Origin of the sequence: Microcella indica (assembly GCF_013414345.1) — a bacterium.
GTDB classification, from domain to species: Bacteria; Actinomycetota; Actinomycetes; order Actinomycetales; family Microbacteriaceae; genus Microcella; species Microcella indica.
The window spans coordinates 768,686-791,975 of the sequence record NZ_CP058670.1 but is presented as its reverse complement, the minus strand read 5'-3'; the positions used below and the strand labels follow the sequence as shown (position 1 = coordinate 791,975).

The 23,290-nt window shown below is 70.5% G+C and carries 20 protein-coding genes and 1 tRNA gene; 5 read left to right on the top strand and 16 right to left on the bottom strand.

The window, feature by feature from the left end:
• Positions 1-24: 24 nt before the first annotated feature.
• The 8 genes from HUJ41_RS03880 to gabT form a co-directional block, all read right to left on the bottom strand.
• The gene (locus HUJ41_RS03880; RefSeq protein WP_218925637.1) at positions 25-1,356 is read right to left on the bottom strand and encodes an MFS transporter; all 1,332 of its coding nucleotides are present in this window, start codon (positions 1,354-1,356) and stop codon (positions 25-27) included.
• A 150-nt stretch (positions 1,357-1,506) separates the two neighbouring features.
• Complete coding sequence (locus HUJ41_RS03875; RefSeq protein ID WP_179872159.1) at positions 1,507-2,661, bottom strand: IS481 family transposase; 1,155 nt, start codon at positions 2,659-2,661, stop codon at positions 1,507-1,509.
• A gap of 150 nt (positions 2,662-2,811) precedes the next feature.
• Positions 2,812-3,801, bottom strand: a complete 990-nt coding sequence (locus HUJ41_RS03870; RefSeq protein WP_179873422.1) for a dihydrodipicolinate synthase family protein — start codon at positions 3,799-3,801, stop codon at positions 2,812-2,814.
• A gap of 297 nt (positions 3,802-4,098) precedes the next feature.
• Entirely contained in the window at positions 4,099-5,061 is a 963-nt protein-coding gene (locus tag HUJ41_RS03865) for a type II secretion system F family protein (RefSeq protein ID WP_246299310.1), read from the bottom strand.
• A gap of 4 nt (positions 5,062-5,065) precedes the next feature.
• Positions 5,066-5,932: a type II secretion system F family protein gene (locus HUJ41_RS03860; protein WP_179873421.1), complete on the bottom strand. Its 867-nt coding sequence runs from the start codon at positions 5,930-5,932 to the stop codon at positions 5,066-5,068.
• A complete protein-coding gene (locus HUJ41_RS03855; protein ID WP_179873420.1) occupies positions 5,929-7,230 on the bottom strand; it encodes a TadA family conjugal transfer-associated ATPase in 1,302 nt (433 codons plus the stop codon). Before HUJ41_RS03855 ends, HUJ41_RS03860 begins: the two co-directional genes overlap by 4 nt.
• Before the next feature lie 258 nt (positions 7,231-7,488).
• A complete protein-coding gene (locus HUJ41_RS03850; RefSeq protein WP_179873419.1) occupies positions 7,489-8,949 on the bottom strand; it encodes an NAD-dependent succinate-semialdehyde dehydrogenase in 1,461 nt (486 codons plus the stop codon).
• A gap of 14 nt (positions 8,950-8,963) precedes the next feature.
• Complete coding sequence (gabT, locus tag HUJ41_RS03845) at positions 8,964-10,319, bottom strand: 4-aminobutyrate--2-oxoglutarate transaminase (protein WP_218925661.1); 1,356 nt, start codon at positions 10,317-10,319, stop codon at positions 8,964-8,966.
• Positions 10,320-10,434: 115 nt separating this feature from the next.
• Here gabT and HUJ41_RS03840 point away from each other — a divergent pair, with 115 nt between their 5' ends.
• Positions 10,435-11,550, top strand: coding sequence for a PucR family transcriptional regulator (locus HUJ41_RS03840; RefSeq protein WP_179873418.1), 1,116 nt, complete (start codon positions 10,435-10,437; stop codon positions 11,548-11,550).
• 31 nt (positions 11,551-11,581) lie between these two features.
• Positions 11,582-11,663: transfer RNA gene (locus HUJ41_RS03835), tRNA-Leu, on the top strand.
• Positions 11,664-11,841: 178 nt separating this feature from the next.
• On the opposite strand, the gene HUJ41_RS03830 is transcribed toward HUJ41_RS03835, so the two are convergent.
• Complete coding sequence (locus tag HUJ41_RS03830; RefSeq protein ID WP_218925636.1) at positions 11,842-13,401, bottom strand: L-lactate permease; 1,560 nt, start codon at positions 13,399-13,401, stop codon at positions 11,842-11,844.
• Between the two features lie 95 nt (positions 13,402-13,496).
• Here HUJ41_RS03830 and HUJ41_RS03825 point away from each other — a divergent pair, with 95 nt between their 5' ends.
• A complete protein-coding gene (locus HUJ41_RS03825) occupies positions 13,497-14,294 on the top strand; it encodes a DedA family protein (RefSeq protein ID WP_179873850.1) in 798 nt (265 codons plus the stop codon).
• Positions 14,291-15,334, top strand: coding sequence for a DUF368 domain-containing protein (locus HUJ41_RS03820; RefSeq protein WP_179873417.1), 1,044 nt, complete (start codon positions 14,291-14,293; stop codon positions 15,332-15,334). The genes HUJ41_RS03825 and HUJ41_RS03820 overlap by 4 nt, the downstream gene beginning before the upstream one ends.
• Here HUJ41_RS03820 and HUJ41_RS03815 read toward each other — a convergent pair.
• The 6 genes from HUJ41_RS03815 to HUJ41_RS03790 all read right to left on the bottom strand — a co-directional run bounded on the left by HUJ41_RS03815 (position 15,331) and on the right by HUJ41_RS03790 (position 20,791).
• On the bottom strand, positions 15,331-16,020 hold the full coding sequence (locus tag HUJ41_RS03815) for a metal-dependent transcriptional regulator (protein ID WP_179873416.1): 690 nt from the start codon (positions 16,018-16,020) through the stop codon (positions 15,331-15,333). The two genes, HUJ41_RS03820 and HUJ41_RS03815, sit on opposite strands and share 4 nt — an antisense overlap.
• Positions 16,017-16,961, bottom strand: coding sequence for a cation diffusion facilitator family transporter (locus tag HUJ41_RS03810; RefSeq protein ID WP_179873415.1), 945 nt, complete (start codon positions 16,959-16,961; stop codon positions 16,017-16,019). Before HUJ41_RS03810 ends, HUJ41_RS03815 begins: the two co-directional genes overlap by 4 nt.
• A 37-nt stretch (positions 16,962-16,998) precedes the next feature.
• Positions 16,999-17,586: an RdgB/HAM1 family non-canonical purine NTP pyrophosphatase gene (gene rdgB / locus HUJ41_RS03805; protein ID WP_179873414.1), complete on the bottom strand. Its 588-nt coding sequence runs from the start codon at positions 17,584-17,586 to the stop codon at positions 16,999-17,001.
• Complete coding sequence (gene rph, locus HUJ41_RS03800; RefSeq protein ID WP_179873413.1) at positions 17,583-18,335, bottom strand: ribonuclease PH; 753 nt, start codon at positions 18,333-18,335, stop codon at positions 17,583-17,585. Before rph ends, rdgB begins: the two co-directional genes overlap by 4 nt.
• On the bottom strand, positions 18,332-19,171 hold the full coding sequence (gene murI, locus HUJ41_RS03795) for a glutamate racemase (protein ID WP_246299309.1): 840 nt from the start codon (positions 19,169-19,171) through the stop codon (positions 18,332-18,334). The genes rph and murI overlap by 4 nt, the downstream gene beginning before the upstream one ends.
• 126 nt (positions 19,172-19,297) lie before the next feature.
• Positions 19,298-20,791 (bottom strand): cryptochrome/photolyase family protein, encoded by a 1,494-nt coding sequence (locus HUJ41_RS03790; RefSeq protein ID WP_179873411.1) that lies wholly within the window; start codon positions 20,789-20,791, stop codon positions 19,298-19,300.
• A gap of 30 nt (positions 20,792-20,821) precedes the next feature.
• Between HUJ41_RS03790 and HUJ41_RS03785 the strand changes: the two genes are divergently transcribed.
• Positions 20,822-22,165, top strand: a complete 1,344-nt coding sequence (locus HUJ41_RS03785; RefSeq protein WP_281363112.1) for a nicotinate phosphoribosyltransferase — start codon at positions 20,822-20,824, stop codon at positions 22,163-22,165.
• Positions 22,166-22,172: 7 nt separating this feature from the next.
• Here HUJ41_RS03785 and HUJ41_RS03780 read toward each other — a convergent pair whose 3' ends face one another.
• Complete coding sequence (locus HUJ41_RS03780; RefSeq protein WP_246299307.1) at positions 22,173-23,285, bottom strand: YlbL family protein; 1,113 nt, start codon at positions 23,283-23,285, stop codon at positions 22,173-22,175.
• Positions 23,286-23,290 lie beyond the last annotated feature (5 nt).

Sequence of the window (23,290 nt, the reverse complement as noted above, 5' to 3'; positions counted from 1 at the left end):
TCTATGCTGAACATTTTGTGTGAGCTAGTCGACCGGCAGTTCGCCTGTCTTGAAAGTCTCACGCGTCATGAGTGTTGCGATGAGGGAGATCAGTGCGAGCGCCCCGATGTACCCGGCAACGGACCAGGTGTTCCCCGTGGCGGCGAGCAGTGCCGTCGCGATGAGCGGCGTGAAGCCTCCCGCAATAGCTGCAGTGAGCTGCACACCGAGCGACACGCCGCTGAGCCGCACGCGCGTGGGGAAAGCCTCGGCGAAGAACGCGCCCGATGGTGCCGCAAGAGGTGCGTGGCCCATTCCCATTGCAAGGATCAGGGCAAGGTACACCAGAGGCATGGCCGTGGTGTTCAACAACAGGAAGAACGGTACTGTGAAAACGAGCAGGAACGCCGCGCCGAAAATCATCACCGGCCGACGTCCGACTCGGTCGGACAGAGCACCCCAGAGCGGAAGTGTGATCATCTCCACGATTGCGGCAACGAGAACAGCGTTGAGGATGTCAGCACGTGCGATGCCCAGGAACTGACTTCCGTAGCTCACCGAGAACGTTGCGATGAGGAAGAATGCCGCGGTCTCGCCCGACTTCATCCCGATCACCAACAGAATTTGACGCCAGTAGCTACGTATGACATCGATCATGGGCGAGCGTGTCGTGCGCTGCCCGGTCTTGGCGGCCTCGAACACGCTGGTCTCGGGCACGCCGAGTCGAATGGCAAGACCGATTGCGACCAGGACGAGACTGATGAGGAATGGTACTCGCCATCCCCAGGAGAGGAACGCCGCCTCGTCAAGCGCCCCGGCGAACGCACCGAAGATGAGCGTCGCCAGAACAAGCCCGCCTGCCATGCCCACTCCGGGCCATGCACCTAAGAAACCACGGCGCAGTGAACGCTGACCATCGGATTCTGCGGCCATGACGATAGCGCCACCTTGCTCGCCCCCCATCGCGACCCCCTGAAAGAGCCGCAGAAGGACTAGCAGTATGGGAGCCCAGATCCCGATCGTCTCATACGTCGGAAGCAACCCGATGATCGTCGAGAAGATGCCCATCCCGATCATGGTGATGATGAGCACCTTCTTGCGACCGATTCGGTCACCAAGATTCCCGAAGATTATGCCGCCAAGCGGACGGGCGACGAAGCCAACCCCAAAAGTTGCCAACGACGCCAACGTGCCGATCACGGGATCCACCTGCGGGAAGAACAGCGGGCCGAACACAAGTGCAGCCGCAGTTCCGTAGAGGACGAAGTCATACATCTCCATGGCGGTGCCGGCCGCAGTCGCCGCAACCGTGCGAAGGGTTCTACGGGGAACTTCTGGTGCTTCCGAAGAGGTCAGAGTCGAATCATTGATCGTCACTGGAGCTTCCTTTCATCGCGGTCGGGCTCCGTCGCCCGACACGCCTTGTGTCGTTCCTTGTTGGGGGTTCGATGGTGCAGTTTGCGAGGAGTGTGATGTCTCACGACATCGTGGACGGGTGAACCCGCGGTTGCGGGGTTCGCCCGTTTTTCATTCTTTGGCTTGGTAGCCCTTGTTGGGGTTAATGATGTGCTCGGCGATGACCTCGCCGTCGGGGGTGATCGTGGTGGCGTGGAGTCCGTGGATGAGGACGATCACCGCGATGCGGGCGTGGGCTCGGCCGTAGCCGAGGTGCATCATGCGGTTCGCGAACCGTAGGGAGACTTTCCCGCCGGCGTCGATGGTGTCGTAGCGCACTCGCCAAATGTTCGGGTCGTCCGGCTGGGTCGGTGCCGCCTTGGGGATCAGGGCGTAGGCGAAGGCCGGGGTGCGCCGGTTCAACGAGCGGTGCGGACGGTGCTGGTTGTAGTGGGTGCGGAACTCGTCCAGCTCGTGCTGCAGCTCGGCAAGCGTTGCGGCGGGGCGCACGGTGAGGCGCTTCTTCAGCGTCTGCCAGAACCGTTCGATCTTGCCTTGCGTGGTGGGCTTGTAGGGGCGGCCGTTCTTCTGGGTGATGCCGTGCAGAGCCAGCAGGGTCTCGAAGGCATTGCCGGAGGTGCGAGCACGGGTGCCGCCGGCGAAGCGGGTGGTGAAGATGTTGCCGTTGTCCGTCAACGTCGCCGCCGGATAGCCGTGCTCCATCGCGGCCTGCTGGAAGGTGTCGGTGACGGTGCGGCCGTTGGCGCGGGCGTGGGCGCTGAGGTGGGTCAGGAATCGGGAGTGGTCATCGAGCCAGGCGATGATCTCCACCTCGCTGTCGTCGGCGAGCTGCCAGTGGGTGGTGTCGGACTGCCAGAGCTCGTTGGGCCGCTCGGCGGTGAACCTCTGCCACGAGGACCGGGGTCGCTTTTGGGGTTGCGGGGTGATCGCTTCAGCGCCGCGCAGGATCCGCCAGATCGTCGACCGTGACACCGTCGTGCCCTCAGCGGCCAGGACGGCGACGATCGTGTCGGCGCCGGCATCGAGCCCATCGGCGGTGAGCTGGGCGCGCAACTGCAGCACCCGGGCCCGAACGGCGTCCGGGGTTCGACGAGGACTGGATCCTGGCGCTCTCGAGCGCGGTGCGAAGGCCGCCTCGCCCTCGGTGAGCCACCGCTGGTGGAGCTTATGGACCAGCGACTTCGAGACCCCGTGAATGCGGGCCGCTTCCCGCACGGAGAGACCCTGAACGGTGACGGCGAGGATCAACACTTCGGCTTTGCTCACCCGCTGACACTGCACCGGCCAGGGTGTCCACGATGACGTGAGACATCACGGCTTCACCGGCACTGCTGTCCACGATGACGTGAGACAGGTGTCCACGATGTACTGAAACCACACATGCAGTTTGCGAGGAGCTCTCGCAACGATGTCCGACTAGCGGGCGGGGCCAGCTACGGCACCAACCGTGTAGCTGCTCCGCAATTCGGCCCACCTGGTGCCCGCCTCAGTGGCCCCGTCTAGATACGACTGGGGAGCGGTTTGATAGGGCGGGCGCGGCGGGCCGGGATCGATGACACCGGCTGCCGCAATGCGCGCCTTGTCGAGGGGGATGTTGTACCGCGAGAAACTTGCGAAGTCGCCCTGGGGCATGAGCGTTGAGTACGCGTATTCTATCTCCTGGGAGATTGCCTCCGCAGCGACCCAATCCGAGGAGACCATCGCGTTGCGTAGCCGTTCGAGGGGTTCGGTGCCACATGCGGCACTGGGGCTCCAGCAGGCAGCGGCGGCATCCCCCACAATCCGGTGTGCGTCTAGCCAATCGGCATCCATAGGGAGCAACCGGATTCGATCACCACACGCTTCGACGTCATCCGCGTACTGGGGGCCGAGGAAAGTGTACTTCGCGCCGATGAGCGTGGGAATCTCGGATAGCCTTGAGTACAGCGCTGGCGAGAGCTTGCTCTTGAAAGCCGAAGGGTTGTCGTACAAGATGACGGGGACTTCGGGCAGAGCTTCGGCGATGTCGGAGTAGAAGCCGACGATCGCATCGTCATCCATCTCGCACCACATCGGGCGCCCGAGAAACAAGCCATCAACGCCGATGTCGAGAAGCATTCGAGCGCGGCGGATCGTGTCGCGGGTATTTAATGTTGTCGCACCTGCGAATACTGGCGTCTTCCCACTTTCAGACACCACAATTCTCATGAACGCGGCGACCTCAAGCTCGGTTACCGTCGCGCCTTCGCCAAAGGTACCGAGGGTCAACAGTGCGTCGACGGCCGGCGCAGCACCTTGGATCATCGCGGTAGTCACGCTCGTCTCAATCGTATTGTCCGTGTCCCAGCGTGCCGAGTCGGGAGTCGACGGCGTCGGAACGATTCCGACAATCCCCACGAGATCCTGTGCTGTGTACTTTTGCGCCAAGCTATCCTCCTTGATGAGCGTGCGAGTCGTCGAACCCCAACCCTCTGGCGAGTGACTCCACCGAACGCTCACGCTAGCGACATAGGGGCGCTTGATCCTTGGTCCACCAGACCAATCTTCTTTCCTGTCGTCGTGCAGCGTTCGCTGTGCCGAAGAGGATGGGGGTTGCCGGTCGTGAACACGTCGACGGCACCGATGACTAGAGATGCATCGGCAGCAATTGAGCCGGGATGCTCGATACCCGGGTGCACAAACGGGGCCAACCTCGAAGTTGAGGAGCTCTCGCTGAGTCGCTGATCACAACCCGAGCTGCAGCACCATGAGGCCCGGCCAGACCGCGAAGAGCACCGTGACCGGGAGTATGAGGAACACGAGCGGTACGAGCATCGTGACCTCGCGCGTGCCCGCGGCCTCCAGTAGGGCACGCTTCGACTCCTCGCGGGCGTCGAGCGCGTGGGCGCGCAATACCTCGGCGAGCGGCGACCCGCGGTCGAGAGCCGCGAGCACTTGGTCGACGAGGCGCGTGATGGAGGGCATCCCGAGGTCGTCACGCAGTTCTGCGAGACAGGCCGCCACCGGCTGACCGGTCGCGGCGCGCGTCACAACACGGTCGAACTCGGTGGCGAGCTCGCCCGAGCCCGTGCGGGCGACGCGGCGGACCGCGTCGAGGATCGACTCGCCCGCCGAGACGCTCAGGGCGAGGAACTCGACGATGGTCGGGAACTCGTCGGCGATACGGGCGACACGACGCTTCGCCGCCCGGGCGAGCAGCTGGTCGACAAGAGCGAGCCCGGCGATCGAGCCCGCGAGCACTCCCCCGACCGCGGCGAGCACGATCGTGCCCGCGTCGCGCACCGCGACACTCGCGACCGCGACCCCTGCGGCGGCCCCGAGCGCGGCACCCGCGAGCTGCCGCGTGCGATGCCCCGCGATCGTCGTCGACGCGCCCGACTGCCGCAGGCGCGTGCGGATCGCCTCCTCACCGCCGAGCACGCTCTCCAGCACGCGACTCGCGCCCTCCACGAGCGGGGCGAGCAGCGCCGAAGCGACCGGCAGCGGATCGCTGCGCTGCCCCGATGTCATCGCGTGCGCAGCGGGCGAGACATCGACGAGGTACGGGGCGAGGCGGTGCACGAGCCTCGGGCGGCCGAGCCGAGGCAAGAGGCTCACGAGCAGCCAGAGCCCCGCACCGAGCCCCACGCCGCACAGCAGCGCCCAGCCGAGCAGCGGGCTCACGAGCGCGCCGCTCACCGGAACCACCGCTTCATCGGAACCACCGACCTTCCTCGGGCAGGCGCCCGAGCGCGATCATGATGCGGTAGGCGACGAGAGTCACCGCGAGGCCCGCGACGACGAGCACGGCGCCGCCGACCGAGTTGTAGGCGGCCGCGGCCTCGGGCCTCGTGCCGAGCAGCACGAGTACGACCCAGGGCGCGACGACGCCCAGGCGGGCGGCGGCGCGCACCCACGATTGCCGAGCATCCACTTCACCGCGCACGGCCGCGTCGGCCCGCAAGTACTGCGAGAGCGAGCGCAGCACCATCGGCAGCTCGGTGCCGCCCACCTCGCGCGCCATGCGCAGCGTCTCGATGATGCGGTCGGCGACCGGGTCGGCGAGGTTCGCCTTGAGGGTGTCGAGCGACTCCTCGAAGCGCGCCGTGCGCACGTAGTCGCGGCGGAACTGGCGGAAAGGCTCCTGCACGCTGCCCGGCGCCGACTCGGCGAGAGTCACGATCGCCTGCGGCAGGCCGAGCCCCGACCGGATGCCCGACAGCAGGTGATCGACCACGTCGGGCCACACCGACCGCAGTGCGCGCCGCCGCGCCGCCGCCCTCGCCCGTAGCGCGACGACGGGCAGCGCCGCGGCGACCACTCCCGCCACGGGGGCGAGCGCGACGACCGGTACGAGGATGAGCGTGAGGGCGGCACCGATCAGACCGACGAGGATGTCCAGGGCCACGAACGTCGCCGGCGCGACCCCCGTCACGCCCGCGCGCGCGAGCAGGTCGGCGACGGCGCCGAGCGTCCGACTGCGCTCGGCGGGCCGGCGATCGTGGTCGCGCGGCCACAGCCACGGGGAGACGACGAGCAGCACGCCCGCCGCGAGAACGAGACCGAGCGCGACGCTCACGCGGGCACCGCTCGCGGGCCAGCGGCCGAGGTGACGTTTCGGTCGAGTGCTGGGTCGAGTGCTGGGGCGACGGCCGAGCGCAGCAGCGGGCGCGGGTCGAGCCCCGCGCGTGCGAACACCTGCTCCCGCGGGGGCAGCGTGCCCGTCGCCGCGAGCTCCTCCCCGCGCAGGCTGAAGATCGACTCCGCCTCGATCGTGCCCTCGACGACGTCGCCCGTCGGCGCGACGATCTCGGCCACCCGGCGGCGCCCGCCGCGCACAAGCTCGCAGTGCACGACGAGGTCGATCGCGCTCGCGACCGTCGGCACCACGAACGACGAGTCGATGTTGCGCCCGGCGAGGAGTGGCAGGGTGGCGAGCTTGACGAGAGCATCCCGAGCGCTGTTCGCGTGAATCGAGCACATGCCCGGCAGCCCGCTGTTGAGGGCGATGAGGAGGTCGAGGGATTCTGCCTCGCGCACCTCGCCGACGACGAGCCGGTCGGGGCGCATGCGCAGGGCCTCCTTGATGAGGCGGCGCAGACTGATCTCGCCCGAGCCCTCCAGGTTGGCGCTGCGGCACTGCATCGCGACGACGTCGGGGGCGCTGAGGTCGAGTTCGAAGGTCTCCTCGACCGTGACGATGCGCTCGCTCGGTCGTGCGCCCGCGAGCATCGCGCCCATGAGGGTCGTCTTGCCGGAGTGCGTGGCGCCGCTCACGAGGATGTTCGCCCCCGCGAGGACGCTCATGCGCAGGAACTCGGCGGCCGGCGGGGGTAGCGACCCGAGCTCGACGAGGCGGGACAGATCACCGATGCGCTGCGAGAACTTGCGCACGTTGACCGACCAGTGGCGGCGCGTGACGTCGGGGATCACCACGTGCAGGCGCGAGCCGTCGGGCAGGCTCGCATCGACGAACGGACTGCTGAGGTCAACGCGGCGCCCGGTTGACTGCAGCATGCGCTCGACGAGCGTGCGCACCTCCTCGTCGGTCAGCTCGAGCGTCGTGCGCTCACTCACCCCGTCGCGCGCGATGAAGACCGCGTCGGGGGCGTTGATCCAGATCTCCTCCACCTCGGGGGCGTCGAAGTAGGGCTGCAGTGGGCCGTAGCCGATCAGGCCAGCGAGCACCTCGCCGAGCGTCTGCGCCTCGTCGTCGATGACGGGCAGCGTGCCGCCGCCGAGCGAGCGCTCCGCGTAGCGCCGCAGCTCCTCGCGGGCCAGCCGGTCGGCCGCAGCCGGATCACGGTGCAGGTCGAGCCGCTCGGCGCGCACCCGGTCGCGCACCCGGGCGGTGATGAGCGAGGCGGCGGAGGGCATGGCCGCCATTCTGCAAAGGCGGCCCCGAGCATCCCGCCCGTTCTCCACAGCCGTGTGCCGCGAGGGCGATGGCGCGCGCCAGATTGGACGCAAACGGGGCCGTTGCCGCACGCCGAGCGCCCTTTTGCGCCAGATCTGGCACGAAAGGGCGCTGGGGCGCCAGGGGATCCGTGGCCGGGCGGCCACCATAGCGCCCGGCCACGGAAGTGTGGGGTGCGGGATGCCGTCGGGCCTTCAGGCCCGACGAGCATCGCGCACTCAGTTCTTCGGGATGAAGGTGTACTTCGTGGTGAGGTACTCGTGGATGCCCTCCAGCGAGCCCTCACGGCCGATGCCGGACTGCTTGACGCCGCCGAACGGCGCCGCGGCGTTGGAGATGACGCCCGCGTTGAGGCCCATCATCCCTGTCTCGAGACGGTCGATCATGCGCATGCCGCGGTTCAGATCCTGCGTGTAGACGTAGGAGATGAGGCCGTACTCGGTCGCGTTGGCGAGCTCGACCGCCTCGTCCTCAGTGTCGAACGGCACGATCGCGAGCACGGGGCCGAAGATCTCCTCCGACAGCAGGCGCGTGCCCGCTGCCACGCCCGTGAGCACCGTCGCGGGGTAGAAGGAACCCGCGCCGTCCGGAATCTGCCCGCCCGTGGTGACGGTCGCGCCGCGCGCGACCGCATCCTCGACGAGCTCGTGCGAGCCCGCAACGGCCTTGTCGTCGACGAGCGGACCGATCTGCACGCCCTCCTCGGTGCCGCGACCCATGCGCATGGCCGCGACCCGCTCCGTCACGCGACGGCTGAACTCCTCGACCACGTCGCTCTGCACGAGGATGCGGTTCGCCGCCGTGCACGCCTGCCCGATGTTGCGGAACTTGGCGAGCATGACGCCGTCGACCGCCTTGTCCAGGTCGGCGTCGCCGAACACGACGAAGGGAGCGTTGCCGCCGAGCTCCATCGACGTGCGCAGAATGCCGTCGGCCGCCTGCTTCATGAGCGCGCGACCGACCCCCGTGGAGCCCGTGAAGCTCAGCTTGCGCAAGCGCGGGTCGGCGATGATCTCGCCCGAGACCGCGCTCGACTGCGAGGTCGTGACGACGTTGACGACACCCTTCGGCAGGCCCGCCTCCTCCAGCAGCGCGACGAATAGGAGCGTCGTGAGCGGCGTGAGCGCGGCCGGCTTGATGATCGAGGTGCAGCCCGCGGCGATCGCGGGCGCGATCTTGCGCGTCGCCATCGCGAGGGGGAAGTTCCAGGGCGTGATGAGGAACGAGGGCCCGACGGGGGCGTGCGAGACGACGATCTGCCCCGTACCCTCGGGGTTCTGCCCGAAGCGGCCCGTGATGCGCACGGCCTCCTCGCTGAACCAGCGCAGGAACTCGCCGCCGTAGGTGACCTCGCCACGTGCCTCGGCGAGCGGCTTGCCCATCTCGAGCGTCATGAGCAGGGCGAACTCGTCGGCGCGCTCCTGCAGGAGGTCGAAAGCGCGGCGGAGGATCTCCCCGCGGGCGCGCGGCGCCGTCGCCGCCCAGTCGGCCTGGGCGTTCGCCGCGGCGTCCATCGCACGCTGGCCGTCGGCGACGGAGGCGTCGGCGATCTCGACGAGGGTCTGCCCCGTCGATGGGTCGGTCACCGCGAGCGTCCGGCCGCCCTCGGCATCCACCCACGCGCCGTCGATGTAGAGGCCGCGCGGAACCTTCGCGAGCAGGTCGGCTTCCGTGATCATGTCGTTCCTCCGATTCAGTTCGCCTCGAGCGCCTCGGCGATGACGCCGAGACCCTCGCGCAGCAGGTCGTCGCTGATCGAGAGCGGGGGCAGCAGGCGGATGACGTTGCCGTCGGTGCCGCAGGTGAGCACCACGACGCCGTTCACGTGGCAGTGCTTCGCGACGGCAGACGTGAGCGCAGCATCCGGAGCCCCGTCCTCGTCGACGAGCTCGATCGCCATCATGGCGCCGCGCCCGCGGATGTCGCCGATGCGTCCGTCGCGCGCCTGCATGGTCGTCAACGAATCAAGGATGATCGCCTCGAGCTCGCGCGCACGCCCGAGCAGATCGTGCTCGTCGTAGGCACGCAGCGCACCGAGAGCCGCAGCGGTCGCGATCGGGTTGCCGCCGTACGTGCCGCCGAGGCCGCCCGCGTGGGGAGCATCCATGATCTCGGCCCTGCCGGTGACGGCCGCGAGCGGCAGCCCGCCCGCGATGCCCTTCGCGAGGGTGATCATGTCGGGCACGATTCCCTCGTGCTCGCTCGCGAACATCGCACCCGTGCGGGCGAAGCCGGTCTGGATCTCATCGACGATGAAGACGACGTCGTTCTCGTTGGCCCAGGCCTGCAGCGCGGGCAGGAAGCCCTCGGCGGGCACGACGAAGCCGCCCTCGCCCTGGATCGGCTCGATGATGATCGCGGCGAGGCGGTCGGCGCCGATCTGCTTCTCCATCGTGTGGATGGCGCGGGCCGCGGCCTCCGCTCCGCTCAGCCCATCGCGGTAGGGGTACGACATGGGCGCGCGGTACACGTCGGGCGCGAAGGGGCCGAAGCCGGCCTTGTAGGGCATCGCCTTCGCGGTGAGCGCCATGGTGAGGTTGGTGCGGCCGTGGTAGCCGTGGTCGAAGGCGACGACGGCCGACTTGCCCGTGTAGTAGCGCGCGATCTTGATGGCGTTCTCGACGGCCTCGGCGCCCGAGTTGAAGAGGGCGGTGCGCTTGGCGTGGTCGCCGGGAGTCAGGCGGTTGAGCGCCTCGGCGACCTCGACGTAGCCGTCGTACGGCGTGACCGTGAAGCACGTGTGGGTGAAGCGCTGCACCTGCTCGATGACAGCCGCGGTCACGTGCGGGTCGGCGTTGCCGACGTTCGTCACGGCGATGCCCGACCCCAGGTCGATGAGGCTGTTGCCGTCGACGTCGACGATGACGCCGCCGCCCGCGGCGACCGCGTAGACGGGCATCATGGTGCCGACGCCGCTCGAGACGGCGGCCTGCTTGCGGGCGATCCAGGCTTCGCTCTTCGGGCCCGGGATGCTCGTCACGAGCTCGCGCTTCTGGGGCAGGCTCGGGCCCCCGGTGACGGGTGGGCGGTCGGCTGCGGGGGCATCCATCATCATGCTCATGCGGCCAGCGTAGGTGCGGGAGTGCGCTTCGTCAGTGTCCACGGCGTACACTCTCGACCACACGTGTGTACGTCGCGTACACGCCTCTCGAGCAGGGAGCCCCATGCCCATCACCGTCGCCGACCTCACCTCGCACGCGCAGCTCGGGCTGCGCATCGTGTGGGCAGACGAGCGGGCCGCCGCGCGCCCCTGGAGCTGGGTGCACTCGAGCGACCTCGCCGACCCCACCCCCTTTCTCGGCGAGGGCGACGCCCTGCTGACCACCGGCACGCAGTGGAGCAACGACGACGACATCGAGCCGTGGGTCGCACGCCTCGCGGCCGCCGGCGTGCCCGGCGTCGGCTTCGGCACGGAGGTGATCCGCGACGGCACGCCGGAGGCGCTCGTGGAGGCGTGCGAGCGGCACGGCATCGCCCTGCTCGAGGTGCCGTACCGCACCCCCTTCATCGCCGTCACGCGCGCCGTCGCCGACGCGGACGCACGCGAGAGGTACGCCCGCGTGCGGTGGACGCTCGAGACCCAGCGCGCCCTCGCCCTCGCCGCGCTGCGACGCGAGGGGGTCGCGGCCGTGCTCGCGGAGCTCGCCCGCCGTATCGAGGCACCGGTCGCGCTCGTGGAGGCCGCCGGCGCGCACGGCGAGGCTCCTGAGACTGTGGCCGACGCAGCGCACCGGATGCTCGCCGCGGGTCGCCGCGCCGCCCGCACGGTCGACGGCTGGAGCCTGCAGACCGTCGGCGCACCCGGGTCGCTTGCGGGCGTGCTCGCCGTCGGCCCGACGACGCCCGACGACGACGCCGTGCGCGCCGTCGTCACGAGCGTCGTCGCCATGGCCGGGCTCGCACCGCGCGCCCTGCACTCGTCCGAGAGCGGTGATGCTGGCGAGCGGCTGGAGCACCTGCGCACGCACCTGGCGCGACTGCTCGCCGAGAGCGACCCGGCTCCCCCGCTCCTCCTTGAGCTCGGCGACGAGACAGCCGCCGACCTGCTCGCGACACTGCGCGCGCACGACTCCTCGACAGGCGAGCAGCTCGAGGCGACCCTCACCGCCTGGCTGCAGGAGGACGCCGTGGCGGAGGCGGCGGCGCTGCGGCTGGGCATCCACCGTCATACGGTGCGCGCCCGCGTACGCCGCGCCGGCGACGTGCTCGATCGCGACCTGTCGTCGCTCGCGGCGCGCGCAGAGCTGTGGGCCGCGCTGCACGCCGAGGCCCGCCTCTGAGGGTTTCGCCGCCGATACACTGGCCCCACCAGCGGGAGTGGTGGAATCGGCAGACACGCAGGATTTAGGTTCCTGTGCCTTCGGGCGTGAGGGTTCAAGTCCCTCCTTCCGCACGGTGCGCCGCGCGCCGCGCACCGCACGTCGTGCCAGATCTGGCGCGAAAGGGCGCTTGACGAGCGGCCAAGGCCCAGTTTGGGGCGAATCTAAGCGCGCGGGCTCGCGTGGGGGCGCTCGCGTAGGGGCGCCCACGACACCGCGACGCGACGCGGCGCGGCGCGACGCGACGCGCGGCTACAACACGAACAGCAGCGCGAGCAGCCCGCCGAGCACGAGGTAGGCGAGCGCGGTCGGCACGGTCGTGCGCAGCACCTTCCCCTCCTGGCCCGTGAGGCCCACGGTCGCGACCGCGGCCACGATGTTGTGCGGCGCGATAATGTTGCCGACCGCGGCGCCGAAGCCCTGCGCGCCGAGCAGCGGCAGCTCGGGCAGCGCGAGCGCCCGTGCGGTCGAGCTCTGCAGGTCGGTGAACAGCAGGTTCGAGGCGGTCGCCGAGCCGGTGATGAACGTGCCGAACGCGCCGACCAGGGGCGCAAAGACGGGCCACGCGAGCCCCAGCCCGGCGGCGGCGAGCGCGAGCTGCTCGGTCATGCCCGAGGCGGTCATGGTGCGCGCGATCGTGATCATCGCCACGAGCGCGACGAGCACGGGGCCGAGCTGCAGCGTCGCCGTGACGAAGGCCACGCGGATGCGCCGCCAGGAGGCCCGCTGCAGCAGCGCCCCCGCGAGGAACGCGATCGTGAGCAGCATCGTGGGGTGGTAGAGCGGCTGCACGCTGCCGGCGAAGCCTCCGGGCAGCTCCCACGCCAGAGTGACTGACTGCAGAGTCTCCCGCAGAGGGCCGATGAGCCGCGTCAGCAGGACGACGCCGACCAGCACGAGGTACGGGGCGGCGGCGCGCAGAACCGTGATCTCCGCGGTGACGACGTCGCGAGCATCCGGATGCGGATGGGTGGTGACCACCTCATCGGGCACTCCCGTCTCGCCGCGCGCGTGGACGCGCCGCCGATGCCGCACGAGCACGAACGAGAACACCAGCACGCCCACGAGAGCCCCGCCGAGGGTGGGCAGCTCAGGCCCGAGGAACCACGCGATGAGCCCGTACGGCACGAAGAAGCACACGGCGGCGAGCGCCCCCCACCACCACAGGCCGCGGAAGTGCCCGTAGGCGCGCCCGATGATGACCACCATGACGGCAACGAGCACGACCCCGAGGGCGAGGTGGTACACGACCGTCGACTGCGCGAGCTCGGCGCTGGTCGCGTCGACGAGGGCGCTCTGGGCGAGCACGGGCGTGCCGATCGCCCCGAACGAGACGCCCGCCGCGTGACCGACGAGCGCCGCGGCGACGGCCGGCAGGGCGGGCATGCCCGCAGCGACGAGGAAGGGCGCCGCGAGAGCGACGGGCGTGCCGAAGCCTGCCGCGCCCTCGAGGAAGAGCGCGAAGAACCACGCGACGAGGATCGCGCCCAATCGCGGGTCGGGGTGCAGCATCGCGAGCGCCTGGCGCAGGCGGGCGGCGGCGCCCGTGCTGCGCTGCAGATAGTGGATGCCCAGGGCCGGCCCGATGATGCCGATCACGGTGAGCGCGATGAAGCCGGCTTCCGCGAGCACCCCGGCGAGACTCGCGGCGACACCGACCTGGGCGTCCTCGCCACCGAAGCCGAACACGGTGAGCGCGAGCACGAGCGTCACGGCGGCCGTGACGAGGCCTGCGCGCGCGGCCGACCAGCCGAGCACCGTCATGAGGACAAGCACGAGCAGGACGGGGGCGAGCGCGACTATGGTCAGCACGCGACCCAGCGTACGGGGGCATCGGCACGATACTCTGTCGTGACCGCACCACGCGGTTGTCCGCCCACGTCACGACCGGAGTCGCCATGCTGCCGATGGATATCGGTCTCTTCGACGTGGAAGGCATCATCACGGGAGCGGGGCCCTGGGCTCTCGCGGTCGTGTGCCTCATCGTCTTCGTCGAGACCGGCCTCCTCGTCGGCTTCCTCCTGCCGGGCGACACGCTCCTCATCCTCACGGGCGTGCTCACCTTCACCGGGGTCATCCCGCAGCCGATCTGGCTCGTGGCCCTGTGCATCATGCTCGCGACGATGGCGGGCGACAACCTCGGGTACCTGATCGGCCGCAAGGTCGGGCCGCCCATCTTCGAGCGCAAGTCGGCCGGCTTCTTCAGCCGCCGCAGCGTCGCCCGCACTGAGGCGTTCTTCGCGAAGTACGGCGGCTGGGCGGTCACGATCGCGCGCTTCATCGCCGTCGTGCGCACCATCTCGCCCGTCGCCGCGGGCGTCGGCAAGATGCAGTACCGCAAGTTCTTCCTCTTCGACACCCTCGGTGCCGCGCTGTGGGGCGTGGGCCTGCCCGCACTCGGCTACGGCATCGCGCAGATTCCGGGTGTGGCCGCGTGGGTCGTGGAGTACATCGACCTCGTGCTGATCATCCTCATCGGCCTCGTGCTCATCGGCATCGCGTACCACTGGTTCCACGAGCGCCACCAGCAGCGCAAGGAGGACGAGCTCGAGAGGCAGGGCGTCGAGCTGCCTCCCGTGGAGATCTGGCAGGACGAGCCCGAGCACGACGGCAAGCACGAGGCGAAGGAGCCCGCGTCGAGCCGCCGCACGTACGGCATCGGCCCGCACGATGGCAAGCACGAGAAGAACGACGAGCTGCCGTGACCGCGTCCCGCACGCGCCGCCTGACGCGCACGGTGCTCGACGCCGTCCGCGGCGCTCTCATCGGCCTCGCCGAGATCGTGCCAGGGGTCAGTGGCGGCACGATCGCCCTCATCGTCGGCGTGTACGACGCGCTCATCGACGGGGCCGGCCACCTCGCGCGCGGTGTCGCGCGCTTCGTCACGGACGGACTGCGCGGTCGCAGCATCGCCCCCGCGGTCGGCCACTTCCGTTCGGTTCGCTGGGCGGTCGTCCTGCCGATCGGCATCGGGATGCTCGCCGCCATCGTCGCCGGCGCCGCCGTTCTCGCCCCCCTCGTCGAGGGCTACCCGACGGCGACCCGCGCAGTCTTCGCGGGCCTCATCGCGGCATCCCTCATCGTTCCCGCGCGCATGGTCGGCGTTCGCTGGAGCGCTCGCGAGTACGCGCTCGGGCTGCTCGCCGCGGTCGCCACCTTCCTGCTCACAGGGCTGCCGCAGGCGCCGGACCAGGACCCGGCGCTGTGGGTCGTCGCGATCGCCGCCGCGATCGCCGTGTGCGCGCTCGTGCTGCCGGGCGTCTCCGGCTCCTATCTGCTCCTCACGGTCGGCATGTACGCGCCGACGCTCGCCGCCGTCAACGACCGCAACATCGCCTACCTCGGAGTCTTCGTGCTCGGCGCGATCCTCGGGCTCGGCGTCTTCGTCTCGGGCCTGCAGTGGCTGCTCGCCCACCGGCGCAGGGTGACGCTCGTCATCATGACCGGCCTCATGGTCGGCTCCCTGCGTGCCCTGTGGCCGTGGCAGGACGACACGGGCGGCGTGCTCGCGCCCGGCGACGACCTTCCGCTCGCGGTCGTGCTCGCGATCGCGGGCGCCGCTTTCGTGCTCGGCCTCATCGCCCTCGAAGCGTTCCTGCTGCGCCGCCGCCTCCTGTCGGCCGACGTCGCCGCAGACCCGGCGCTGAGCGTCGTCGACGAGTCCCGCGCGCTCGACGAGACGCAGGCGCAGGCGCAGGATGCCGTCGCTGCCGAGGACCGGGACGCCGGAGAGCGCGAGAGCTAGGGCACCGCTGCCCGGTTCTCCGCCGCGATCCACAGCGCGCCCGCCACGGCAGGCGCGAGCACCACGACCGAGCCTCCCCGACGGCGCACGCCGACACCGGCCCCGACGCCGTCGGCCGGCTCCACCGTCACGGCATCGTCGAGCGCGAGCCCCAGGCGGTCGACGACACGCAGCACGTCGGGGTCGCGGTCGCTGATGCGCACGATGACTCCCTCGAAACCGGGAGGCGCCTCGTCGAGGCGCACGGCGGCGGGCCGACGCAGCGTGCCGTCCGCGGCGGGGATGACGTCGCCGTGCGGGTCGCGCCCGGGGTACCCGAGCTGGGCGTCGATCGCGTCGAGCAGGCGGTCGCTCAGGGCGTGCTCGAGCACCTCGGCCTCGTCGTGCACTTCGTCCCAGCCGTAGTCGAACACGCGCACGAGCCAGGTCTCGATGAGCCGATGCCGCCGCACCATCGCGACCGCCCGCTCCTCCCCCTGCTCGGTGAGCCGGATGGCGCTGTAGGGCCGGTGGTCGACGAGCCCGGCGGCCGCGAGCTTCTTGACCATCTCGGTGACGCTCGACGGCGCGAGCCCGAGCCGCACGGCGAGCTGGCTGGGCGTGATGGGCTCGGCCTGCCACTCGGTGTGCGAGTAGATGACCTTGAGGTAGTCGTCGATCGCGATGGAGGTCGAGGTGCCGTTCACGGGTGCACGCTCTCGCGGCGCTCGTGCCCCTGCGGCTCGAGCTGGAAGGTCGAGTGCGCCACATCGAAGTGCTCGTCGAGGCACTCGTCGAGGTGGGCGAGGAGCGCGCTCGCCCGGTCGCCGTCGAAGACGTCGTCGCGCACGACGACGTGGGCGCTGAACACGGATGCTCCGCTCGTGATCGACCACACGTGCACGTCGTGCACGCCGACGACGCCGGGGGCGGCGAGCACGTGCTCGCGTATCTCGGCGATGCTCGTCTCCGGCGGCGCGGCCTGGCTGAGCACGCGCAGCACGTCGCGCAGCAGCACGAGCGCACGCGGCACGATCATCGCGACGATGACGAGGGAGGCGACCGCGTCCGCGGGCGCCCATCCCGTGAGGAGGATGACGCCGGCGGCGACGATGACCGCGAGTGAGCCGAGGAGGTCGCCGAGCACTTCGAGGTAGGCACCGCGCATGTTGAGCGAGTGCTGAGCCTCACGGCGCAGCAGGAGGGCCCCGGCGATGTTGCCGAGCAGGCCCGCGACGGCGACGAGCAGCATGGGCAGGCTCTGCACCTCGCCGGCCTCGGGCTCCAGCAAGCGCGAGGTCGCCTCGACGGCTACGACGACGGCGACCGCGAGGAGGATTCCTGCGTTGAGGGCGGCGCCGAAGACCTCCGCACGGCGAAAGCCGTAGGTCTGGCGCTCAGTTGCGGGGCGACGGGCGACGGTCAGCGCGATGAGCGCGACGATGAGCCCGACGAGGTCGCTCGCGACGTGCCCCGAGTCGGCGGCGAGTGCGAGGGAGCCGGTGAGCACGGCGCCGACCAGCTGCACGACGAGCACGACGGCGACGATCGCCATCGCGGCAAGCAGGCGTGAGCGCGACGCCGCGTGGGCATGGTCGTGGCCCCGTCGGCGCGGCGGCGGGGTGGAGGACGCGGGGTGCTCGGCCATCACGATCCAGCGTAGGCGGCGACCGCCCGCCGTGCGCTCAGCGGTAGCGGTTGCGCAGCACCGCGGCGAGCGCCGTGAAGGCACGCGCACGGTGACTGATGGCGTTCTTCTCGTCCGCGGTGAGCTCGGCGCTCGTCACCTCGTGACCCTCGGGAACGAAGATCGGGTCGTAGCCGAAGCCGCCGCCCCCCGCCTCCTCGCGTGCGATGGTGCCCGGCCACACGCCGAGCTCGACGTGCTCGAATGCCGGGTCCTCTCCCGGGTCGACGAGCGCGGCGGCGCACGTGAACGCGGCGACGCGGTGCTTCTCGTCGGCCAGATTCTTGAGCACGAGCCGCAGGTTGGCGCGATCGTCGCGGCGCCCCGAGTAGTGGGCCGAATCGACGCCCGGTTCGCCGCCGAGTGCCTCGACGCTCACGCCGGAGTCGTCGGCGATCGCGGGCAGACCCGTGTGGGCGGCCGCGGCGCGCGCCTTGATGAGCGCGTTGGCGGCAAAGGTGCCGCCATCCTCGACGGGGGCGGGGCCGTCGTACGCCTCCAACTGGATGCCCGGCAGCTGCTGCTCGAGAATCCGCTGCAGCTCGGCCACCTTGTGGGCGTTGTGCGTCGCGACGACGACCCTCATGAGGCGAGCGCCTCGCGCTGCAGGCGCGTGAGGTCGACGCCGCCGGCGAGACCCAGGTCGAGCAGGGCGTTGAGCTCGTCGCGATCGAAGGGAGCGCCCTCGGCCGTGCCCTGCAGCTCGACGAAGCTGCCCGAGCCGGTGACGACGATGTTCATGTCGGTCTCCGCCCGCACGTCCTCCACGTAGGCGAGGTCGAGCATGGGGGTGCCGTCGATGATGCCGACGCTCACGGCGGCGACCGAGTCGGTCAGCGCGACGGCCTTCTTGCCGATGAAGCCCTTCTCGCGACCCCACTCGACGGCGTCGGCGAGCGCGACGTACGCGCCCGTGATCGCCGCGGTGCGCGTGCCACCGTCGGCCTGCAGCACGTCGCAGTCGATCTTGATCGTGTTCTCACCGAGCGACCGGGTGTCGATGACGGCGCGCAGGCTGCGGCCGATGAGCCGCGAGATCTCGTGCGTGCGCCCACCGATCTTGCCCTTGACGCTCTCGCGGTCCATGCGCTCGTTCGTCGAGCGCGGCAGCATGCCGTACTCGGCGGTCACCCAGCCGGAGCCTTTGCCGACGAGCCACCGCGGCACGCCGTTCGTGAAGCTCGCGGTGCACAGCACCTTGGTGCTGCCGAAGCTGATGAGCGCGCTGCCCTCCGCCTGGGCGCTCCAGTTGCGTTCGATCGTGACGGGGCGCAGCTGCGACTCGGTGCGTCCGTCGGCGCGCAGGCCGCTCGTCTCAGCGATGGTGGCGTTCATGGTGTGCCTTTCGGAAGGGGGATGGTGCCGGTCGGGAAGGCCTCGACGTGGCCGATCTCGGGCCCGAGAAACCGTGCGGCCAGCGCGCGGAAGCGCGCGGTGTCAGAACCCGTGGCCTCGAAGACGTGACCGGGAGCATCCCGTCGCGTCGTCTCGAGGCCGTGGTCGACGAGCCGGCGGTAGACGTCGTATGCGGTCTCCTCCGCGCTCGAGACGAGGGAGACGTCGGGGCCGAGCACGAACTGGATCGCACCGGCCAGGAGCGGGTAGTGCGTGCAGCCGAGCACGAGCGTGTCGATGTCGGCGGCCTTCATCGGGGCCAGGTACTCCTCGGCGAGCGCCAGCAGCTCGGGGCCTGTCGTGACGCCGGCCTCGACGAACTCGACGAAGCGCGGTGCCGCCGCGAGGGTCAGCTCGATCTGCGGATCGGCGACGAACGCCTCGGAGTAGGCGCCCGAGCGGATCGTGCCCTCCGTACCGATGACGCCGATGCGCTTCGAGCGCGTGCGGCGCACGGCCTGGCGCACGGCCGGTTGGATGACCTCGACCACGGGGATGCCGTGGCCTTGCTCGAACCGCTCGCGAGCATCCCGGAACATCGCCGCACTCGCGGTATTGCAGGCGATCACCAAGAGCTTCACACCCTGCGCGACGAGCTCGTCGAGCACGGCGAGCGAGTGCTCGCGCACCTGAGCGATCGGGCGCGGGCCGTAGGGACCGTTAGCGGTGTCGCCGAGGTAGAGCAGCTGCTCGCGCGGCAGCTGGTCGATGATCGCGCGGGCCACAGTGAGCCCGCCAACCCCCGAGTCGAAGACCCCAATCGGCGCGTTGCTCACGCCCCTCAGTCTAGGCGCGCGCCCTCCCCTACCCGCACGCGCCAGATCTGGTGCAAAGGGGCGCTTGCGGCGAGGGTGAGCGCCCATTCGTGCCAGATCTGGCCCAAAGGGGGCGTGCGCCCCCGGTCAGTAGTGGGTGCGGGCGCGCTCGTGGGCGACGAGCTGGTCGCGGTCGGCGAGGCGGCGCAGGCCCGCGAGCGGCTGCGCCATGCGGTGATTGCCCCGGATGCTCGGCTCGACCAGATCGAGAAACGCCCAGTACCCCGCGGTGAAGGGGCAGGCATCCTCGCCCACACGCTTCTTCGGGTTGTAGCGGCACGACCCGCAGTAGTCGCTCATGCGGTCGATATAGGCGCCGCCGCTCGCGTAGGGCTTGGTCGCCACGACTCCCCCGTCTGCCCACTGGCTCATGCCGACGACGTTCGCCGGCATGACCCACGGGGTGCCGTCGACGAAGGCGCCCTGGAACCAGCGGGTGAGCTCGGCGGGGTCGTAGCCGCGCTGCAGCGCGTGGTTGCCGAGCACCATGAGGCGCGGAATGTGGTGAGCCCAGCCCTCGCGCCCGACCTGCGTGAGCACGCTGCTGAGGCACGCGGCGTCGAGCTCGGCAGCCAACTCGGTGCTGTCGAGCGACCACCACGATGCGGGCAGCGGGGTGCGAGCATCCAGCGCGTTGCTGCTCGTCGTGTAGTCGGGGCCGAGATGCCAGTACAGGTGCCACACCCAGTCGCGCCAGCCGATGAGCTGCCGCACGATGCCTTCGACACTGCCCAGCGGCGCGCGCCCCGCCTCGTACTCGGCGACGACGCGCTCGACGACCTCGAGCGGATGCAGCAGCCCCAGATTGAGCGGCACGCTCAGGCGCGAGTGCGCCATGACGCCGTCGCCCGCGAGCATCGCGTCCTCGAACGGCCCGAAGTCGCCCAGCGGCACGTCGAGGAAGTCGTCGAGGGCGGCGAGCGCCTCCTCTCGCGTCGCCGCGACGCGTCGCGGGCCGTCTGACCCGAGAAAGTGCACGCCGTCGGCCTCGAGCGCATCGAGCGTCTCCCGCACCTCGGTGTCGATGTCGTCCTCGACCGGCGTCCACGGGGCCGGCAGGCCGAGCGTCGCGGCGCCCTTCGGCGGGCGCTCGCGATTGTCATGGTCGAAGCTGAACTGGCCGCCCGCCGGCTGCGACCCCTCCATGAGGATGCCCGTCTCCTCCCGCACGGAACGGTAGAAGCGGTCCATGACCAACTGGGAGGGTTTCCGACCCTCCGCCCACGCCGCGAAGCTCGCGCGCGAGGTCACGAATCCGCGGTCGGGCAGCACCGTCGCACCCAGCCGCTCGGCGAGCGCGCGCACCGCCCACGAGGTCGCGCCGACGACCTCGAGCGACTCGCCCGTGAGGCCGCGCTCGCGCAGGGCATCCTCATAGGAGTCGGCGGTGACGAGCGCGACACGGTCACCGCCCGACCGCGACCGATGCCGCAGCGCCGAGAGGTAGAGGTGCGCCTTCTGACGGTGCGTCGGGCGGCGCCGGAACACCGCGTGATTCTCGACGAGGATCACGGGGCCGCCGTCGTCGAAGTGCGGCCCCAGCTGCTCGGCCGTGAGCCACCGGGTCGGCGCAGTCGTCATGCCGACAGGCTACGGACGTAGTCTGGGCGCGTGACGACCTCGCTGCTGACCGACCGCTACGAACTCACCATGATCGATGCGGCCCTGCACTCGGGCCGCGGCCTGCGCCCGTGCGTGTTCGAGGTGTTCGCGCGCCGACTGCCCGTCGGGCGCCGATTCGGCGTCGTCGCCGGGCAGGGGCGACTGCTGGATGCTCTCGCCGACTTCCGCTTCGATGCCGACGATCTCGCCTGGCTGGCCCGTGAGCGGGTCGTGAGCGAGACGACGCTCGAGTGGCTCGCCGACTACCGCTTCGCCGGATCGATCACGGGCTACCGCGAGGGCGAGGTGTACGTGCCCGGCTCGCCGCTGCTGACCGTCACCGGCACCTTCGCCGAAGCGGTCGTGCTCGAGACGCTCGTGCTCAGCACGCTCAACTACGACAGCGCGGTGGCGAGCGCGGCCGCTCGCATGGTCGCGGCCTCCGACGGCCGGCCGCTCGCCGAGATGGGGTCGCGCCGCACGAGCGAGGCCTCCGCGGTCGCCGCGGCGCGGGCCGCCCATATCGCGGGGTTCGACGCGAGCTCGAACCTCGAGGCCGGGCGTCGCTGGGGTGTGCCGACGATGGGCACGGCCGCGCACTCGTTCACGCTCCTGCACGACAGCGAGGAAGACGCGTTCCGCGCCCAGGTGGAGACCCTCGGCACGGGCACGACGCTCCTCGTCGACACCTTCGACGTCGAGCGCGGCGTCGAGACCGCCGTGCGCGTCGCCGGCACCGAGCTCGGCGCCGTGCGCCTCGACTCGGGCGACCTGCCCTCTCTCGTGCGGGAGGTGCGGGCCCAGCTCGACTCCCTCGGGGCGACGGGCACGCGCATCACCGTCACGAGCGACCTCACCGAGCACACGATCGCGGGCCTGCGCGGCGCTCCCGTCGACAGCTTCGGCGTCGGCACGTCCGTCGTGACCGGCTCGGGCGCGCCCGCCGCCGGCCTCGTCTACAAGCTGGTAGCCCATCAGTCGCAGGAGGGTGGGGACTGGCAGCCCGTCGCGAAGGCCTCCCCCGGCAAGGTCTCGCGCGGGGGCACGAAGCGCGGTGAGCGCCTGATCGACGGCCGCGGTCGCGCGGTCGCCGAGCACGTCATCATCGACGACACGAGGGACGGCCTGCCCGACGGCGGAGCCACGAACAGCGGGGTCGACGGCGAGGGCGGGGCGAGCATCCGCTCGCTCACCGTGCCTCTCGTGACCGACGGCGAGGCGGATGCCCGCTGGATGGGCCAGGAGGGGGTGCGGCTCGCGCGCGCCTACTGCGCGGCCGCCGTGGCCGAGCTGCCCGCCGAGGCGATGCGCCTGGGCGACGGCGACCCGGCGCTGCCGACCGTCTACAAGTAGGGCGGGCTCACGCGCCGCAGCGCGGCAGAGCGTCGAGGTCGCCCTCGTCGGCGATCGTCTGCAGCACGACGATCGCCTCGTCCAGGCTCGCGACCGAGAACACCTCGAGCCCGTCGGGCACCGCGCCCACAACCTCGTCGCAGTTCGCCGAGGGGGCGAGGAACCAGTCGGCCCCGAAGTCGACCGCGCCGTGCATCTTCTGCTGGATGCCCCCGATCGGGCCGACCGCGCCATCCGCCGCGATCGTGCCCGTGCCGGCGACCTCGGCGCCGCCCGCGAGCGAACCCGGCGTGAGCTTGTCGACGATGCCGAGGGCGAACATCATGCCCGCGCTCGGGCCGCCCACGTTGCTGAGCTCGATCTCCACCTCGAAGGGGAACTCGTACTCGCCCGCGACGAGCACGCCGATGATCGGCACGCGATCCTGACCGTCGCTGAGGACGGGTGTGATGAGCGCCGTCTGCTCGGCTCCTCCGCGCACGATGAGGAATTCCGCGGGGCCGCCCGTGCCGTTCACGCTGATGAGCTCGCGCAGAGCCGTGACATCGCGCACAGCCGTGCCGTTGACCGACACGATCACGTCGTCGGGCTCGAGCACGCCCTCCGCCGGCCCGGCCTGCATCGACTCGACGACGACGAGGGAGCTCTCGTACGGCTCGCCGAGGGCACGCAATGCGGCGGCCACGGCCTCGCGCTGAGAGTTCTGCATGTCGACCCGGGACTGCTCACGGCGATCCTCCGTCGACACGCCCTCCGGAAAGACCGAGTCGACCGGCACGACGGCCTGCGTCGGGTCGATCCACGCCTGCAGCACGTCGAACCAGGAGGGGCGGCTGTCACGATTGCCGACGACGTTGACCGTAAGGAGGGCGAGCGAGCCGGGAGTGTCGTAGGTGGGCTCGGTGGGAATGTCGATGAGCGGTACGTCCTCGCCATCGACCGAGACGGCATCGAGCGTGTCGAACACCGGCCCCGGCCGTTCGATCACGTACGGCGAGGGCAGGATCGCGAGGGCGACGACGCCGAACAGCGTGAGAGCCAGGAGAGTCCAACCGACCCGGCGGCCCCGCGACCGCGCCTCGAACTCGGCGGTTGCCGCTTCCTCACTGAACAGACTCACCCGCA

Coding starts and splice junctions, on each gene's coding strand:
- HUJ41_RS03810 (WP_179873415.1), bottom strand. CDS start 16,961: ATGGCCGAGCACCCCGCGTCCTCCACCCCGCCGCCGCGCCGACGGGGC.
- gabT (WP_218925661.1), bottom strand. CDS start 10,319: ATGGATGCCCCCGCAGCCGACCGCCCACCCGTCACCGGGGGCCCGAGC.
- HUJ41_RS03855 (WP_179873420.1), bottom strand. CDS start 7,230: ATGCCCTCCGCCGCCTCGCTCATCACCGCCCGGGTGCGCGACCGGGTG.
- HUJ41_RS03850 (WP_179873419.1), bottom strand. CDS start 8,949: ATGATCACGGAAGCCGACCTGCTCGCGAAGGTTCCGCGCGGCCTCTAC.
- HUJ41_RS03840 (WP_179873418.1), top strand. CDS start 10,435: ATGCCCATCACCGTCGCCGACCTCACCTCGCACGCGCAGCTCGGGCTG.
- HUJ41_RS03825 (WP_179873850.1), top strand. CDS start 13,497: ATGGATATCGGTCTCTTCGACGTGGAAGGCATCATCACGGGAGCGGGG.
- rph (WP_179873413.1), bottom strand. CDS start 18,335: ATGAACGCCACCATCGCTGAGACGAGCGGCCTGCGCGCCGACGGACGC.
- HUJ41_RS03790 (WP_179873411.1), bottom strand. CDS start 20,791: ATGACGACTGCGCCGACCCGGTGGCTCACGGCCGAGCAGCTGGGGCCG.
- rdgB (WP_179873414.1), bottom strand. CDS start 17,586: ATGAGGGTCGTCGTCGCGACGCACAACGCCCACAAGGTGGCCGAGCTG.